The organism is Anaeromicrobium sp. (assembly GCF_025210435.1).
Classification (GTDB): domain Bacteria; phylum Bacillota; class Clostridia; order Peptostreptococcales; family Thermotaleaceae; genus Anaeromicrobium.
On sequence record NZ_JAOART010000026.1, the window covers coordinates 12,543 to 29,262 of the forward strand.

Below are 16,720 nucleotides of genomic sequence, written 5' to 3' on the forward strand. Positions count from 1 at the left end.
GGGTGGAAAAAATTTTCAATATATTTTCCTGAAGTAGGCTCACATAAAGCTGGTTATAACATAATAAATCTACACCATTATTTATTATGTTAGTGTTTAAAATTAAATAAGCTCCCTTATTTAAAGGAGCTTATCCATGTATTATAACCATATACTATGAAATGCTTCAAGTTTTTACTTAAACATTAAATCTCTGTATAGATTCCTGAAGTTTTATAGAAAGTTTTGCTAATTCATCTGCTGATACGGATAATCTATCTAATGTGTCCGTTTGTTCTTCCGTAGAAGCTGCAACTTCTTCAGTTCCAGCAGCATTTTCTTGTGTAATACTTGCAATATTATCTATATTGTCCCCTACCACCTGTGAATTTTCATTTAAAGTTTCACAGGCTTGACTGGCCTCTTTTACAGTATTTGCAATACCTTCAACAGCTTTTAATGTATCATCAAATACATTTACAGTTTCTTCTACGGCCTTTTCTTGTTCATCTACTACAATTTTTGCCTTCCCCATTTCTTTTACTGCATTTTCTACTCCTGTTTGTATTTCACTTATAAGATCGCTGATGTTTTGTGTTGCATTACTTGATTCTTCCGCTAATTTCCTTACTTCTTCAGCAACAACGGCAAATCCTCTTCCCTGTTCTCCTGCTCTAGCCGCTTCAATGGCTGCATTTAAGGCCAGTAAATTAGTTTGCTCCGCAATGGTTCTTATCAACTCTACGATTTGTCCAATTTGCTGTGATTTTTCTGATAATGCAAATATTTCATTTCCAACATTTGTAGATGCCTGCTTGTTTTCTAACATTTTATTCTTTTGATATTCTATGATTTGTATACCTGAATCAACTGTTTCCTTTGCCCTAAGGGTAACCTTTTCTGCATCATTGGTAGATTGGGCTATTTGGGTAATTCCCCTTATTAGCTCATTTACCATATTGCTACCCCTTTGAGTTGCATCGGCTTGCTCCGTGGCACCTTGAGCTAGTTCTGATATGGTATGTGCCACTTGTTCTGAAACTCTTCCAGCCTCCTCTGTTGACGCCATCATTTGCTGGGCTGTTGATGCTACTGTCATTCCCATTTCATTCATTTCAGTTAATATACCTCTCATATTTTCAATCATATGATTGAAATTGTTCCCAAGAATACCTATCTCGTCCTCACTTTTTACATTTACTTTCACATGGAGATTTCCAGAGGCCACATCCTTTGTAACATCAGCCATTTCTATAATAGGTTTAATAGATTTATTTATTAAGAAATATATTAATAGTCCTATTACAATTATCATAACCAGTCCAATTATACTCATAATATTTCTAAATTTTAATACACTCTTTGTCACTTCATCATAATATGTAGTCATGGCTATGGACCAACCAGTAGAGTGTAGTGATTCATAAGCTGCTATTTTTTCTGCTCCATCAAATTCATAGCTATCTACCCTAGTTTCACCCTTTATCATCTTTTTAGTAATTTCAACAAGGGTCTTACTTTTGTTGTTCAAGAAGTTTTCACTAAGAATAAACTCGTCATTAGGGTGGGCTATAATCAAACCTTTTTCATCAATCATATAAGCATATCCCGTATCCCCTAATTTCTCAGCATTTACTAAATCTGTTACTAGTGACAAGCTCATTGTTCCTCCAATTAGACCTATGACACTTCCACTCTCATTTTTAATAGGTGCCGCCACTACCACTATAGGATTTCCTGTAGACTTTGATATTACTGCCTCTGATACGACTACCTGACCAGATATTACCTTAGAAAAATATCCTCTTGAAGCAATGTTTCCACTGTTTCCATTGGTACTTATATACTTTCCATCCTTGCCAGACATAATAATACCTTCAAATTCGTTAAATGTATTACTATTAGAAACAAACTTTTTAAGACCTTCATGATCCATATTTTTAACCACATCTATTGCAGAAATTATTTCAATCTTGGCTTTCCATTCATGGATTCTATCATCTGCAAGGGTAACAAGCTTATTTACTTTACTTTGTGCTATCTCTTCCACATTATTTATAATTATTTTCCTTGCCTGAAAAAATCCCGTTCCTCCTAATACAAAAATCCCTATTATAGCAAATATTAATACAGGTACAGTAATTTTGTATTTTAAGCTTTTCATAGTAATTCCCACCTTTCATATATGGTATTTGTTCTAACTATCCTATATATTATCCATGGATGACAAACCTATTTTTTCACCTCCCGTTTACATTGGATATATTTATACTTTTATTTATAAACATACAATTTTTCCCTAAGAGCATTATCTCTTGATACATTTCGACATACTTCATCAAATTCCTTCTTTTTTTCAATATTCAGAATTTGGTTCTTTTAACTATTTATACCATGCTATTTTAATATGAGTATAAAAAAGAGCTAGGCTTAACACCTAGCTCCATCTATACCTTTTTAACAAATTGAGATTTCAATTTCATGGCTCCAAAACCATCAATCTTACATTCAATATCATGATCTCCATCAACTAAACGTATATTTTTTACTTTTGTACCTATTTTTACAACTGATGAACTTCCCTTTACCTTAAGATCTTTTATTACAGTTACAGAGTCCCCATCATTTAAAACATTTCCATTTGCATCTTTAATAACCTTGTTATCCTCACTATTTTCAGCCTCTGATTCTAAAGTCCACTCATTGGCACATTCTGGACAAACCAAAATATTTCCATCTTCATAAGTATATTCTGAATTACATTTTGGGCAATTCGGTAAATCAACCATAATTTACGTTCCTCCATTCCTTATTCTAATGTATATAAATTTTACCTTTTATGGCTTTGTAAAATATACAATCAGCTATCTATCGAATTATATACTACCATAGACCTGACCTATTAGCAAACCACCCATGAGCACAGTTAATTGGGCTCCAGATGCTTGAATACACCCAAAGGGGCTATTGGCAAACCAACAATAATCAAATAAATGAACTTCATAAAACCTTTTTAGAACTTGAAGGAGATATTGAAGATCAGTAAAAATACCTGTACTTTCAAGTAAATCACATCTTGAAATCAGTATCTTATAATTGAAATATAAATTTTCATGGTTCCTATGGAAAAAAATCCAAAAAAACACCATGAATACAACTATTAAATTCAATTATGGTTTTTCACCACAATTTAATTCACCTCAATATGAATTATCTCTCTATTGAGGTGAATCATTTAATAACTCATGTGACTGTTCCTATGTGTTTAACTATACTCTTTCCACAAAATCATAATAATTAAAAAAAGCATATTCTTTTCCACTTAATGTAGATTTTATAATTCCGTCTTCATTGATTGTAATATATTGATTTTCTTTAGATCTATTTATTATCTCATCTAAAAATACCTTATCCCACCCTAGATGATCCTTTATAGTATAAATAGAAGATTCTGTTTCTTCAATATGTGTATTTTCATGATTGATAATATGGATCAAAAAAGAAATAATCCCATAGGTATATTTCTGTTTTTTTCTCATGTTCATAATAGATACTAGTCCTCTATTAGGTGCTAAAATAAATACTATAGAAAAAGTAACACCTACCATTAAAGCCATAGAACCTGCTATAGCCACATCAAAAAAAACTGCGGTCCAATATCCTAATACAGAAGACAATCCTCCTATTCCTATACTTAAAAATATCATTTTCTTTAAATCGTCTGTCAATAAATAAGCTGTTGCAGGAGGCCCAACCATAAAAGCTACAACTAAAACTGCTCCCACAGAATCAAAAGCACCTACTGCAGTGATGGATACTAATGTCATCAAGGAATAATGAATAAATATTGGAGAAAAACCCAAAACTACAGCTAATTTTTCATCAAAAGTACATATCTTTAACTCTTTATAAAATAATATTAAGTAAATCATATTCAAAATCAAAATACTACTCATTATATACAAAGCTTTAGGCCCTATATCTTTCCCTCCAACAATGAATCTATTAAAGGGTGCAAATGCAATTTCTCCTAATAATACAGCATCTGTATCTAAATGTACATCCCCAGCATTCATACTAATCAATATGACACCTATACTAAACAGAAAGGGAAATATTAGACCAATAGATGCATCTTCACTAACTAACTTGCTTTTATAAATGAATTCTACTAAATAAACAGTTATAGTCCCCATCAGTGCAGCACCTAATATTAATAGTGGAGAAGTAAGATCATGGGTTATAAAGAATCCCAACACAACTCCTAATAAAATCGTGTGACTTATGGCATCTGACATCATAGACATTCTTCTTAATATTAAAAATACCCCTGGAATCACACAAGCTACAGCTACAACTATAGCTATTAATTGTATTTCTATTTGAGGACTAAGCATGGTAACTTTCCCTCCTATCTAAATAATCTAACCCTTTGACTTTATCAATACCATTTTCATTAATTGCCCATAAATTCCTTTCATATTCATGAACTAATCCAGATATTTTTAACTTGTTTAATTCTTCTCTCAAATGTTTTTTAGAGTACTTTATACGATTTTGACCATGGATAATGGTATCTAAATCATGAGGATGATAGGAATCTTCATGTTTTAAAGATAATACATATAAGATATTTAATATTCTATTGCTACTTATTTCTTTTTTATTTTTTGCTTCTCTCACTTTTTTCCATACTAAGCCTCTGTTAGGTGCTACTAGTAATGATACAAATACAATTATGGTGATTACTACTACAATAATAGGTCCTGTAGGCATGTTTCTAATTGATGAACTTATAAAAGTTCCACAAATTCCTGCTATAGCTCCTAAAATAGATGATAATATAACCATCACAGATAATCGATCTGTCCATTGCCTTGCAGCTACTGCTGGAGCAATTAGCATAGCACTCATTAGTATAACCCCTACTGTTTGTAGGCCTACAATGATAGATATTACTATTAATGTAGTTAATAATATATCTAATTTTTTTGTAGAAAATCCTATTGTATCTGCAAAACTAGGATCAAAACTAAGGAGTTTAAATTCCTTCCAAAAGAGTATAATAGGAAGTAATGTGAAAAATGCTACTACTCCCATAAGAACCACATCTCTTTGTAATAAGGTCGACGCTTGCCCAAATAAAAATTTTTCTAATCCTGCTTGATTAGAATTGGGGATTTTTTGAATATATGTTAGAATTACTAAACCAAATCCAAAAAATACAGCTAAACTCATGGCTAAGGCATTATCATATTTTATTCTACTCAATCTATTGATTTTCCCTATTGCAAATGTAGCTATCCATCCTGAAATAAAAGCTCCTAATAATAACCATTCTGTATTCTTGGATCCTATGAATAAAAAGGATAGGCCAATCCCAGGCAAGGCAGCATGGGATACGGCATCTCCAATTAAACTTTGTTTTCTTAATACAGCATAACAGCCTATTGCACCACTAGTAATTCCTAATAAGGCTGAACCTAATGCAACTATTCTTAAGGTATAATCCGAAAATGTGTTGAGTAGTAAATCCATTTAAATCACTTCCCCATGATTCTTATAAAAAGCATCAATAGCACTTTTGTAGGTTTTTTTCAGATTTTCTTCAGTAAATACTTCCTTGATAGGACCATAGTCTATTATGATCGTATTTAATAAAGTTACCCAATCAAAGTATTCTGGCACTGTGTGTAAATCATGGTGTACCACTACAACTGTTTTTCCCCTATCTTTTAATTCTTCTAAAAGCTTAATAATAGCTTTTTCTGTTTTAGCATCTACTCCTTGAAATGGTTCATCCATAAAATATATATCTGCATCCTGTACTAAAGCTCTGGCTAAAAATACTCTTTGTTGTTGACCTCCAGATAATTGACTGATTTGTCTATGAGAATAAGAAAGCATATCTACTTTTTCTAAAGCTTGAATCCCTTTTTCTTTTTCTTTTTTTCCTGGACGTTTGATCCAACCAAGCTTTCCATAAGTTCCCATAGTTACCACATCTAATACATTCGTAGGAAAATCCCAATCCACACTCCCCCTTTGAGGAACATAAGCGATCCTTTTCCTATTTAGCTTATAATCTTCTCCCCAAAAGAGGGTCTTCCCTGTGAGAGGTTTAATTAAATCGATCATAGTTTTTATTAGGGTTGATTTTCCTGCACCATTAGGTCCTACAATGGCCATCAAAATTCCTGAAGGTATTTCTAAATCAATATCCCATAAGACTGGTTTTTTGTCATATGCTACAGTTAAGTCATTAACTTGAACTGCTATCTTATCCATTCTCATCCTCCTCTATTTTATCAATGCATCTACTATGGTATTGATATTATGTTTTACCGTTCCTATATAAGTACCTTCTTCACTATGAGGATCTCCTAAAGAATCAGAAAACAGCTCTCCCCCTATTTCTACCTTAAAATCTCTAGCAGCTACTGCATCCTGTAATGCTTTTATATTTTTAACAGGCACTGAAGATTCTACAAATATGGCTGGTATTTTATTCTCAGCTATATAGTCTGCTAGATTTTTCACATCTGCAGTTCCAGCTTCAGTTGCTGTACTCAACCCTTGAAGTCCTTTCACTTGGAATCCATATCGATCTCCAAAATAATTAAATGCATCATGGGCTGTTATTAATACTCTTTTTTCTTTTGGCACTTCCTCAACTCTTTTTTGTACATATTCATGAAGCTCTTTTAATTCATTCACATAATTTTTTGTATTTTCTTTGTATAATGCTGCATGTTCTTTATCAAAATTACTCAATGTCTTTTCAATTTCTTCTACTGCCTTTATCCAAAGTTCCACATTAAACCAAATATGTGGATCATAATTACCAGGGCTACTTTCTGCCTCAATGAGTTGATCTTTTGGTAGTCCTTTTCCTATTTCTAGAATTCTTTTATTTTGTTTCTCCATATTTTCAAATATTTCTCCCATCTTACCTTCCAAATGAAGTCCGTTATAAATAACGAGCTCTGCTTGATTCATTTTTTCAACATCTCCTGCACTAGCCTTATATAAATGAGGATCTATCCCAGGACCCATTAGACCTTCTACTTGAACCTGGTCTGCTCCTATTATCTTAACTGCGTCCGCTAACATAGTAGTAGTAGCTACAATGTGAATTTTTCCATCATCTTTTGAAATCTCCTGATTGCCACAACCTGTAATCACCATACTTAACAATACAAATAAGATTAAAATATGCTTTCTCATTGACATCTCCTCCTTATTTTCCATTGATAATGATTATCATATTCATCTTATATGATTTATGTTCCTCTTTTATAACTTTTATCTGATAATTTATTCTCTTTTAATAAAAAATAAAAATCCAGTAGAATATCCACTGGATTTATTACATTATAAACATATTAATAAATTTATTACTAATCTATATTAGGTATATGAAAAAAATAAACTAGTCAGTTCCCCTAAATGAGTGGATAATTTTCATGTTTTCATGAACTGTATCTCTTATCTAAAAACATAAATAAAGACCCTCCAAATATAATTAAGTATCCAATTATACTTAAGATGTCTGGATATTGTTCAAATATAACCATGCTAAATATTGCTGAAAATATAACACCAAAATAGTTATAAATAGATATTTCCTTTGCAGGTGCATACTTATATGCCACCGTTAAACCGTATTGGCCTACACACGCCCCAACACCAGCAAGTATTGAATAAATAATTTGTATTCCACTCATTTCTACAAAATTAAAAATTACGTATGGCAGTAGAACAAGGGTAGAGAAAGTTGAAAAATACATAACAATGGACAAGTAATGTTCTTTTTGTCCAACAACTCTAAGTACCGTATAAGCTAATGCAGCTGCTACGGCCCCTAAAATGGCAACTATATAGGCTGGTCGAATTGTTAATTGAGGCTTAACAATAAATAATACGCCGATAAAAGCTACAATAATAGCCCCTATCTGTTTAAAACTAACTTTCTCTTTTAAGAAAATAAAACAAAAAATAATAACCAAGAATGTACTTAACCTACCTATAATATTGGCATCCGATAAAATCAAATTATCTATGGCATAATAGTTAAGTAGAATCCCTATGGTACCTAAACTAGAACGTAATAATAGAAGTTTATGATGTTTAATTTCTCTAATATCTACTTTAGAATATATGATCATAATAAATGTAATAATCATTGTAACACCATTTCTAAATAAAGATTTTTGTATTACTGGTATGTCTCCTATTAATTTGACTAATCCTCCCATTATTGCAAAACCAAGTGCAGAGATTATCATAGCCATAATCCCTTTATTTTTATCAGTCATTGTTTGCCTCCTATATACTTTGGTTATACACTCTTATGAACTAATTTATTATCCCATAAATGATAATAATTTTCTATAGTTTATATCTTAGTACCTAATGTATTTTTTGAATATGCCTAACATAAAGATTTTTTCATCACATCTTAATTTTTTTATTATAAATAGGAAATACAACTTCAAAGAGAGTTCTTTCTTTAAAATCTAAAAGGCGTATGGTTCCTTTTTGCCTTTTCACAAGCTTATTTACAAGAGAAAGTCCAAGACCTGTTCCAGAAAATTTTTTGGACCTATTTTTATCTACAGTGTAAAAAGGTTCAAATATTTTTCTTCTATGTTCATTAGGTATTCCAATTCCTGTATCTTCAATTTCAATATAGTTTTTATCATTCTTTACATAGCTTCTTATATATATTTTCCCCCCATTTACATTATATTTTATTCCATTGTCTATAAGGTTTATAAAAATCTGCATAAAGCTTTCAGCATCCATAAAAATATAAGCCTCTTGAAGATCTGTTATCATTTCAATTCCAAATTTTGAAGCTTTTCCACCCATTCTATGACATATATCCATAAGAAGTTTTTTCGTACATATTTTTTCTTTTTTCAATTCAAAATCATATTTTTCAAGTTTAGATAAGTAAAGGATGTTTTCAACCATACTATCTAATCTTTTTAATTCCTTTTCTGCTATCTCTTTTGACTTGCCAATCATATCTTCATCATCTTTATAAAGAGTCATCAAATCTATTTGTGCTTTTATTATTGTTAAAGGCGTTTTGAATTCATGGGTAATATCTCCTATGAATTCTTTTTGCTGTTTCTCCAGACTTTGAAGTTTTTCTACAGCAAGCTGAAGTTTTTCTTTTTCATCATTGATTTCATGGATATTTTCTTTTATTTTACTAGACATGAAATAAATACCGCGACTCAAATCACCAAACTCATCCTTTTCATCTAAAATCATTACATCTTCATAATTACCTTTTTCAATTTCTTTTACAGATTTTTTAAGATTCAATATGTTATGAACAACTTTTGAAAAGTACAAATGTGCCATTAAATAAGTCATGAGAATTGACGTAGTTCCAACTTGAAAAAAAAGTTTTTTCATATCTTCATAAAAGTTTCTTTCTTTTTGTGTATAATATTCAAATTTTAATACACCAATTTGTTTTTCAAAATCATACATGGGAGCTAAATACACGATTTTTTGGCCATTTTTTTCATATACAATCTTATTATGAAGAGCCTTATCCATTATTTTTAGCTTTTTCTCATCTTCTACATCATTATGTATACTCCCTATCTTTTTTCCCTTCCTATCATAAAGGGCAATAGATAAATCTAGTATTTTGCCTAAATCCAAGACAAGACCTTCTGCATTTTCACTATAAAATTTTTCAAAATCCTTCTCTTCACTTGAAAGAAATTTTTCTCTTATATAAAGGTTTGCCGTTTTACTATTGTCTTTTAAAAATGCTTCATAAGCATCTCTTTGATTCTTCTCAATACCCCTTAACATAGAAAAACTTATAATAGAAAGATTAAAAATAAGTAATAAAATAATGAATATAGTCCATTTTATTTTTATACTATTTTTCATATATTTTCCCCACTGCTTTATATCCAATTTTGGGCATAGTCTTTAGAATCTCACTATATTTTCCAAGCTTTTTCCTGATTCTTTGGATATGTATATCGATGGTTCTTGTTCCTCCAAAATAATCTTGCCCCCAGACCCTATCCAGTATTTCATATCTTGAAAAAGTTCTTTCCTTGTTTTTAACCAAAAATGCTAAAAGGTCAAATTCCTTGGGCTTAAAATCTATTATCTCATCTTCTATATAAACAACTCTTTCCTTTAAACATATTTTTATTTCATAAACTTTGAGGATTTCATCATCATAATTTTTTTCCATATCACTTTGTGCTTTTTTTATTCTTCGACTCAAGGATCTCACCCTTGCGAGAAGCTCTAATAGATCAAACGGTTTCGTCATATAATCATCTGCTCCAAGTTCAAGACCTAATACTTTATCCACTAAATCATTTTTAGCTGTAAGCATGATAATACCCATATTGGTGTTATATCCTATTTTTTTACACACGTCATATCCACTAAGCTTTGGCATCATTACATCAAGAATCAATATATCTGGGTGAAATTTTTGTATTTTGTCTAGTGCTTCCTTCCCATCATAAGCTGTATATACTGTATATTGTTCACGCTTTAGGGCATAAGCAATTGTATCTGTTATATTTTCTTCATCATCTACTACAAGTATTTTTATTTCCATGCTCTTCTCCCCCTTTTTTGTATGTATGTAATATATTAGTATATTTACTATATTCTATCATAATATTTTTTATAGCATCATTTTAAAAAGTAAAAAGAAGAGCACAAATACTCTCCTTTTAAATAGAAGTCATTAAGTATATAATCTTAATTTAAAGTAACTATACTTGTAATATAGTGTGTATTTTTATCTTTTGTAGGCATTGGTATTCTCATAAAAAATTTATTTGAAGAAGGATTCCAAACTGCATTTCCAATGATTTGCGGAAAAATTTTAATACTTTTTCCTGTTTCAAAATCATAAACAAATAAATTCTTTTCTCCCATTCTCCCCTTCATACAATATACCCCTTTCGTATGATCTGGTGAAACAGTAATTCTTCTTCCATGGAAATTTCCTTTTGCAATCAGCCTTTTATGTGTTCCATTTTCATCCAATTCCCAAATTTCCTCTTCTCCTTCATGATTTTTTTCTACTCTAACTATATTTTGAGTATTTTTTTTATGATGATAAACCTTTTTAGCCTCTTCCTCTGTTAATTCTTTATAATCATTGGTTTTTAAATTATAGGCAAAGGTAATTCGATTATAGGTCCCCACATAAATTTCATCACCGCTTTTATTGATTACCATGATTTCATTATTATTTTTATGGTATTGATAGTCTTCTTTTATTCCTTGAATCGTTTCCTCATCAAAAGGCCCTCCATTACTCATCTCACGTTGTTTTAGATCCTCTTCAAAGTTAAATCTACTATAATCTTTCATTTTTTCAACCATCTCTTCTGGAAGCTTAATTTCTGTTTTATTGCCATCAACATCATACGTATATAGTTTCATTCCTTTTGCAGCAATGATTTTTTCTTCATCTACAAACGTAGTTGTAGCACTTGCTAAATCTTCTATTTTCTTTTCTTCTCCAGTTTTTAAATCAATCACATAAAGATTTCTTCTTTGATCATAACTCCTAAAACCCATTAACTTATCATATAATAAATATCTTTCATCTTTTGTAATATCTAGTACAGATAACCATATGTCACCTTTATCCTGATTATAGCTTAAATTTTTAAATTCTCCTGTCTTTACATCATATATACAAATATTGCAAGCTTCTTTATCTTCAAATGAAGCATATGCATTTTTTATTCCTAAAATATTTCCATTTTCAAGCCAACGTACTCCTCTAAAGTTGCCGATGTTATCAATTTTTTTAATGGCTAATATATGTTCAATCTCCTTTTGCTGATTTTCAAGTACTACAACGTTTTTCTCTTTTTTATTAATTCCACAAGCCGTTACACCACATACTGCCACAGCTACTAATAAGGTTATCCATACTATCTTTTTTCTTAATTTTGATTTCATATTTTTTCCCCCTATAAATTATTTTATATTAAGATTATACTTATTCTTCTTTTCTAAAGAATAAAGGGAATGTTTCCAAGATGTAAACTTTTCCATCCAAAGAAATGCCTCAATCGAGTAGGAGGTAGATAATTATTTTATCTACCTATCTCTCACACCACCGTACGTACGGTTCGGTATACGGCGATTTAATAAGAACTAACAAATTTTAACGTAATATTTTCTTATACTGATTAGACCTAGATTCTCTAGGTCTTTATCTTTATATTCTATATGCATAATTGGACTATTTGATATTCTCCAATAGCCTTTTCTTGTATTAGCATATTCCCATGCCTTTTGTTTAGATAGTCCTCTCTTTTTAAGTTCTCTGAATCTTGTTCTAATTCTTTTCCATTTCTTCCATATACACAGACGTATCCTTCTTCTTCACCATTAATCTAGTCCTTTAGCTATACTTCTCATATTAGCTATTTTGAAATAATTTATCCAGCCTTGAATTTTCTCTTTTAGCTTTCTTACTCTTGGCTAACACCTATACCACCTTCGGTGTTCGGGACTTTCACCCTATAGATTACACCCATGCTGGGCACACAAAAAATAGTAGCCCAAGCACAAGCGGATAGCTACTATTTTCAAATATTTAAATTTTAGTGCTACCAGTTTCTACATATTAAATCCATATCTATTAAATATGAAGATGAAATTTTATAGTAGATACATACTACCTATATCCCTTTCTTGATAATCCCATTCCTTTTAAATATATATCTGGAATATGATATCTAATTGGATCACTTTTCCTTCTCTGGTATTCTTTCAATACTCCAATTTCTTTCAATTGATATATCACCGTTATTACATTATTCTCATCTATACCACATTTTATTAGAGCATCTTTTAAATTTTCTTCATCTATAGGAAATTGAGAATAATGATTCTTTAGGGAATTAAATATATTTTCATATTCACTATATTCTTCTGATAAATCCCTAAGTGTATCTTCAGAAACTTGTTGAATTGAATTTTCTAATGATTTTGGTCTGATAATCGAATAATTAGTGCCATCGTTTTTAGGGATATCTGCCAGTTCATTTTTAGCAGCCATTGAAAAAAGCTTCAATATACTTCTTGGTTTTATCTTATCATTAGTATCTGCTAACCTATAAAATATCCAATTATAAGTATATGCTTTATTTCCTTTCCCCATTTTTTCTCCTATAAGTTTCTTTAATATGATCTTGTTGGTAATGCTGTTAGGTAGCGGAACAAAACCTATATATTCATCATATTTTGGTAAACTATAACCTTCTTTACTTAAGCTCCTTTCAAATACACCAGCCAAATTTCTACTATTCTCAACAATTCTTTTCCATACCATGGCTAATAAATACTCATATGTCCATCCAATATTAGCTGTATAATTATTAAGTTTAGCCTTGTCAGTTACACCATCTTTTACTTCAAATTTAAATATATCTTCTCTTAGAAAAATCTTTGCCTTTATCCTATCTAATCGTGGTATATTTTCAAACCATAAGCTTATAAGTGCTGCTATCATATCTCCTCTATATTTTTTAGTTAATGTAACATCTAAATAATCATATGTTATAATAATTAATTTATCGTTTTCTTCTAGTTTTTGATCCAAATTATGTAATATATCTAGAATGATCTCTGACAAATTTCTGTTATTGTTTATAATATCACTAAACAAACTATATCTGCTTTCAATAATATTTGTTATTACCTCTGGAATATCTTTAATATACTCCTTTATATACTTCTTTAATACTTTTACGATTAAGCACTGCCAATATTTTCTATAAAATCTAATATCTTTTGTTTCGGCTATCACTTCAAAATTATCGCTTAAAGGAAATTCTTTGCCAATACCTAATCCCACTATCCATTCCGTCTTATCTATATCACGACTTGATACATCTACATATTTTGCCAATGCACGGGCATATTCTGGATATTTTAGTACTGAATATAATGCTGTTTTTCCACTTCCTTTTGGACCTATGACTAAGAATTTGTTATTATCAAAAATATACTTATAATCCTTCAGTGGATAAAATCCTTTTCTTAAATCTTCTACACTATTAAATTCATTTTCGGATGATGGTGTTTCTCCTGGAGTAATACATTCTACTTCTTCTAATATTTTTTTCCTATCTAATAAAGTATCATCACTTTCTATGGCTACCTTTGATTCACTATCCAGTTTTTCTGCCAATTTATAATAAATATTATTTGTACCTTCATTCTCTAGTAATACTTGAATTCTATTTTCGGAGTTTATTATAGTTGCTTCAATATTATATTTAATATCCAATGGAAAATGTTCAGCACTTTCATCTAGTACATCCGGAATATTATTTTTGTAGTATCCACATTTACAAAGAATTTCCATGCTACTCTGTAAATATATATTTCTCTCTTCTTCTGCTTCCTCTTCTGAAAGTGGTACAGGTGAATTAATTAAGTAAAAAGGAATATTCTCTTCAACAATTATGGGCAATACAAAATTCATCCCAAAGATATTCTGATCATTTCCATAGAAAATACATACTACTTCATCAGTGTATTTAGTTAGTGTAATTCCACCTATATCATGTATTCCCGCTCTTGAATCAATTAATATGTAGTCTGGTGAATATCTTTTATCTATACTATTAAGTAATAATTCTACTGGATTTTTACTTTTTGTATACTGAGGAGTTGCAAAATCAACTCTAGATATTTTTTGAAAATATTCATCACATTTCATATCATTCGTGTTGGTGGCTTGCATTACAAATAATTCTCCACCAGATAATCCGGTTAATTTTTTTGATGTGATAGAATATATATACTCATCTATATCTATCTGACTTACACTTGATGAATAATTTGTACTTTCTAATAAAAAGTCAATTGTTCCATATTTAGGATAATATTGATTGTTTTCTGGTTTTAATAGGGTAGCGACCCCCGGTGCTTCTAAATCAAAATCTACAATTACTACTTTCTTTCCTTTTCGGACTAATTGTAATGCTGTTAGCATCAATGTTGTTGTTCTTCCTAATCCACCTTTATATGAATAAAATGTTATTACTTTACCATTAATACTAATATTAGATTTCTTCTTATTTTTCCATGTCTTTTTTACCAATTGACGTTCTCCATAATACAAATTTTCACTTATTTGTTCTGTTGTATTAGATAACTCTCTGAAAATCATATCTGATTCTCTAATACTCCTTACAGTATTTATCCACTCGTATCCTAACTCTCGTGTAATTTCATTTCTTATTTTATCAATATTATCTTCTCCTAATATGTAAATGCCTATCCTTCCAAAAACATCCCTTATAATATAATAATTACTTTTTTTTCTAGTTAAATTTCTTATGATATTAATTATTTTATCCTTTATTTCATCAAAATGAATCATTATATCACCCCATCTAACTGCATTCGCATAATTTGTTCTATTAATATATCACATTCTTCTTTATATTTAATTGCTTTATCTTTTTCGTTCCAACTACTTTCATTTCCATTATACCTATTATTCGGTGTCCATCCTGATAATAACTCTTTACATTCTGAATTTAAATCCAAACAATATGTAGCTAGCTGATTTTCTGATAATAATATCATACTCAAATCATTTTCCATATCCATCACCCTATGAGAATACCTCCTTACGGACCTATTTGTAATAAGCCCTTCAGATATAGCATTATTTAAAACCAATTTGCAATAACATTCTAAAACATATCCTGATAAATAACAACAATTAAACCACCTATCATTATTTATAAGTACTTCTACATCTTCATACATACGATATGCAGTATCCATATAGTTATCTCTCAATCCGTTTCCCCCTTTGTTCCTGTATTCTACTTATTATTATACTATATATAAATATTTAAAGTTTTAATAAAATATATCATCCTTTATTCCTATAATATAATTATATAATATCTCTAATAATCCCGTATCTACAATTCTTACTACCAAAATCGCCCTTATGATACAGTTTACTGTTTATTATTTTAAATTCATTTTGCCCTAAATTTTTTTGGAATATACCAATCTTACCTTGATTCTACCAACATATTCTCACTCTTCTGCCACGACGAACGACGTAGCTACGACCACAACCTGCTAACAATCACCCATCCCCATCAAAACAAAAAACCTCATCTTCCCTAAGGAAAACAAGGCTTATACATGGCGCACCCGATAGGAATCGAACCTCCGACGCACGGTTTAGGAAATTCTTTATCAGTGATTTTTTTAGTCAATAATGCAGTGTTTCTCCCTAGAACATTCTTCTCATTCTGCTCTTGTCTATGCCCCCGAGTTACCACAGCTGTCCCTTTTGACAACGTAGTATGAGAAACTATAAAGAATAACTTAGAACTAATAAAAACATCATCAAAATGTATTACTCGCCGATCTGACCTACGGACAGTGAAAAGGAATTACTATCCAAGGTTTAAATTATCATTAAAAAAGTGTAGAAAAAAGTCATAGTCATCCTTTAAAATATAAGTTCGGCAAAACTTATATGGAAGGAGCTTGACTATGACAAATAATCAAGAATATATTACATCAGAATTAGAAAAAATGCTATATGCAATTTTACCCATAACCCCAAAGAGGTTGAAAAACCTAGTGTATATAATTATTGGAATAATATTAGCAGAATCAGTTGTTATTTCTGATATATCTAAAAAACTTAAAGATAGTTTCA

General features: G+C 30.3%; 13 protein-coding genes and 1 pseudogene. All 14 read right to left on the minus strand.

The genetic code is table 11. From position 1 onward, the window contains the following. Nucleotides 1-178 precede the first annotated feature (178 nt). Nucleotides 179-2,143 (minus strand): methyl-accepting chemotaxis protein, encoded by a 1,965-nt coding sequence (locus N4A57_RS03165; RefSeq protein ID WP_293656083.1) that lies wholly within the window; start codon nt 2,141-2,143, stop codon nt 179-181. 283 nt (nt 2,144-2,426) lie between these two features. After that, nucleotides 2,427-2,768, minus strand: a complete 342-nt coding sequence (locus N4A57_RS03170; RefSeq protein ID WP_293656085.1) for a zinc ribbon domain-containing protein YjdM — start codon at nt 2,766-2,768, stop codon at nt 2,427-2,429. Nucleotides 2,769-2,855: 87 nt separating this feature from the next. After that, the gene (locus N4A57_RS03175) at nt 2,856-3,149 is read right to left on the minus strand and encodes a hypothetical protein (protein ID WP_293656087.1); all 294 of its coding nucleotides are present in this window, start codon (nt 3,147-3,149) and stop codon (nt 2,856-2,858) included. A 99-nt stretch (nt 3,150-3,248) separates the two neighbouring features. Then, complete coding sequence (locus N4A57_RS03180; RefSeq protein WP_293656089.1) at nt 3,249-4,376, minus strand: metal ABC transporter permease; 1,128 nt, start codon at nt 4,374-4,376, stop codon at nt 3,249-3,251. Further along, entirely contained in the window at nt 4,369-5,517 is a 1,149-nt protein-coding gene (locus N4A57_RS03185; RefSeq protein ID WP_330671430.1) for a metal ABC transporter permease, read from the minus strand. The genes N4A57_RS03180 and N4A57_RS03185 overlap by 8 nt, the downstream gene beginning before the upstream one ends. Then, nucleotides 5,518-6,267, minus strand: a complete 750-nt coding sequence (locus N4A57_RS03190; protein ID WP_330671431.1) for a metal ABC transporter ATP-binding protein — start codon at nt 6,265-6,267, stop codon at nt 5,518-5,520. Between the two features lie 12 nt (nt 6,268-6,279). After that, nucleotides 6,280-7,206, minus strand: a complete 927-nt coding sequence (locus tag N4A57_RS03195; RefSeq protein WP_330671432.1) for a metal ABC transporter solute-binding protein, Zn/Mn family — start codon at nt 7,204-7,206, stop codon at nt 6,280-6,282. A 245-nt stretch (nt 7,207-7,451) separates the two neighbouring features. Then, on the minus strand, nt 7,452-8,297 hold the full coding sequence (locus N4A57_RS03200) for a DMT family transporter (protein WP_293656095.1): 846 nt from the start codon (nt 8,295-8,297) through the stop codon (nt 7,452-7,454). A gap of 136 nt (nt 8,298-8,433) precedes the next feature. Continuing rightward, the gene (locus N4A57_RS03205; RefSeq protein ID WP_293656097.1) at nt 8,434-9,903 is read right to left on the minus strand and encodes a sensor histidine kinase; all 1,470 of its coding nucleotides are present in this window, start codon (nt 9,901-9,903) and stop codon (nt 8,434-8,436) included. Next, nucleotides 9,893-10,597: a response regulator transcription factor gene (locus N4A57_RS03210; RefSeq protein WP_293656098.1), complete on the minus strand. Its 705-nt coding sequence runs from the start codon at nt 10,595-10,597 to the stop codon at nt 9,893-9,895. The genes N4A57_RS03205 and N4A57_RS03210 overlap by 11 nt, the downstream gene beginning before the upstream one ends. A 146-nt stretch (nt 10,598-10,743) precedes the next feature. Beyond that, nucleotides 10,744-11,964: a hypothetical protein gene (locus tag N4A57_RS03215; RefSeq protein WP_293656099.1), complete on the minus strand. Its 1,221-nt coding sequence runs from the start codon at nt 11,962-11,964 to the stop codon at nt 10,744-10,746. Between the two features lie 435 nt (nt 11,965-12,399). After that, nucleotides 12,400-12,477: pseudogene (locus N4A57_RS18635) on the minus strand (group II intron maturase-specific domain-containing protein); the annotation flags it as partial. 211 nt (nt 12,478-12,688) lie between these two features. Next, complete coding sequence (locus N4A57_RS03225; RefSeq protein WP_293656100.1) at nt 12,689-15,406, minus strand: P-loop ATPase, Sll1717 family; 2,718 nt, start codon at nt 15,404-15,406, stop codon at nt 12,689-12,691. Further along, entirely contained in the window at nt 15,406-15,834 is a 429-nt protein-coding gene (locus tag N4A57_RS03230) for a hypothetical protein (RefSeq protein WP_293656101.1), read from the minus strand. Before N4A57_RS03230 ends, N4A57_RS03225 begins: the two co-directional genes overlap by 1 nt. Between the last annotated feature and the right edge of the window lie 886 nt (nt 15,835-16,720).

Coding starts and splice junctions, on each gene's coding strand:
- N4A57_RS03165 (WP_293656083.1), bottom strand. CDS start 2,143: ATGAAAAGCTTAAAATACAAAATTACTGTACCTGTATTAATATTTGCT.
- N4A57_RS03170 (WP_293656085.1), bottom strand. CDS start 2,768: ATGGTTGATTTACCGAATTGCCCAAAATGTAATTCAGAATATACTTAT.
- N4A57_RS03180 (WP_293656089.1), bottom strand. CDS start 4,376: ATGCTTAGTCCTCAAATAGAAATACAATTAATAGCTATAGTTGTAGCT.
- N4A57_RS03185 (WP_330671430.1), bottom strand. CDS start 5,517: ATGGATTTACTACTCAACACATTTTCGGATTATACCTTAAGAATAGTT.
- N4A57_RS03190 (WP_330671431.1), bottom strand. CDS start 6,267: ATGGATAAGATAGCAGTTCAAGTTAATGACTTAACTGTAGCATATGAC.
- N4A57_RS03195 (WP_330671432.1), bottom strand. CDS start 7,206: ATGAGAAAGCATATTTTAATCTTATTTGTATTGTTAAGTATGGTGATT.
- N4A57_RS03200 (WP_293656095.1), bottom strand. CDS start 8,297: ATGACTGATAAAAATAAAGGGATTATGGCTATGATAATCTCTGCACTT.
- N4A57_RS03205 (WP_293656097.1), bottom strand. CDS start 9,903: ATGAAAAATAGTATAAAAATAAAATGGACTATATTCATTATTTTATTA.
- N4A57_RS03210 (WP_293656098.1), bottom strand. CDS start 10,597: ATGGAAATAAAAATACTTGTAGTAGATGATGAAGAAAATATAACAGAT.
- N4A57_RS03215 (WP_293656099.1), bottom strand. CDS start 11,964: ATGAAATCAAAATTAAGAAAAAAGATAGTATGGATAACCTTATTAGTA.
- N4A57_RS03225 (WP_293656100.1), bottom strand. CDS start 15,406: ATGATTCATTTTGATGAAATAAAGGATAAAATAATTAATATCATAAGA.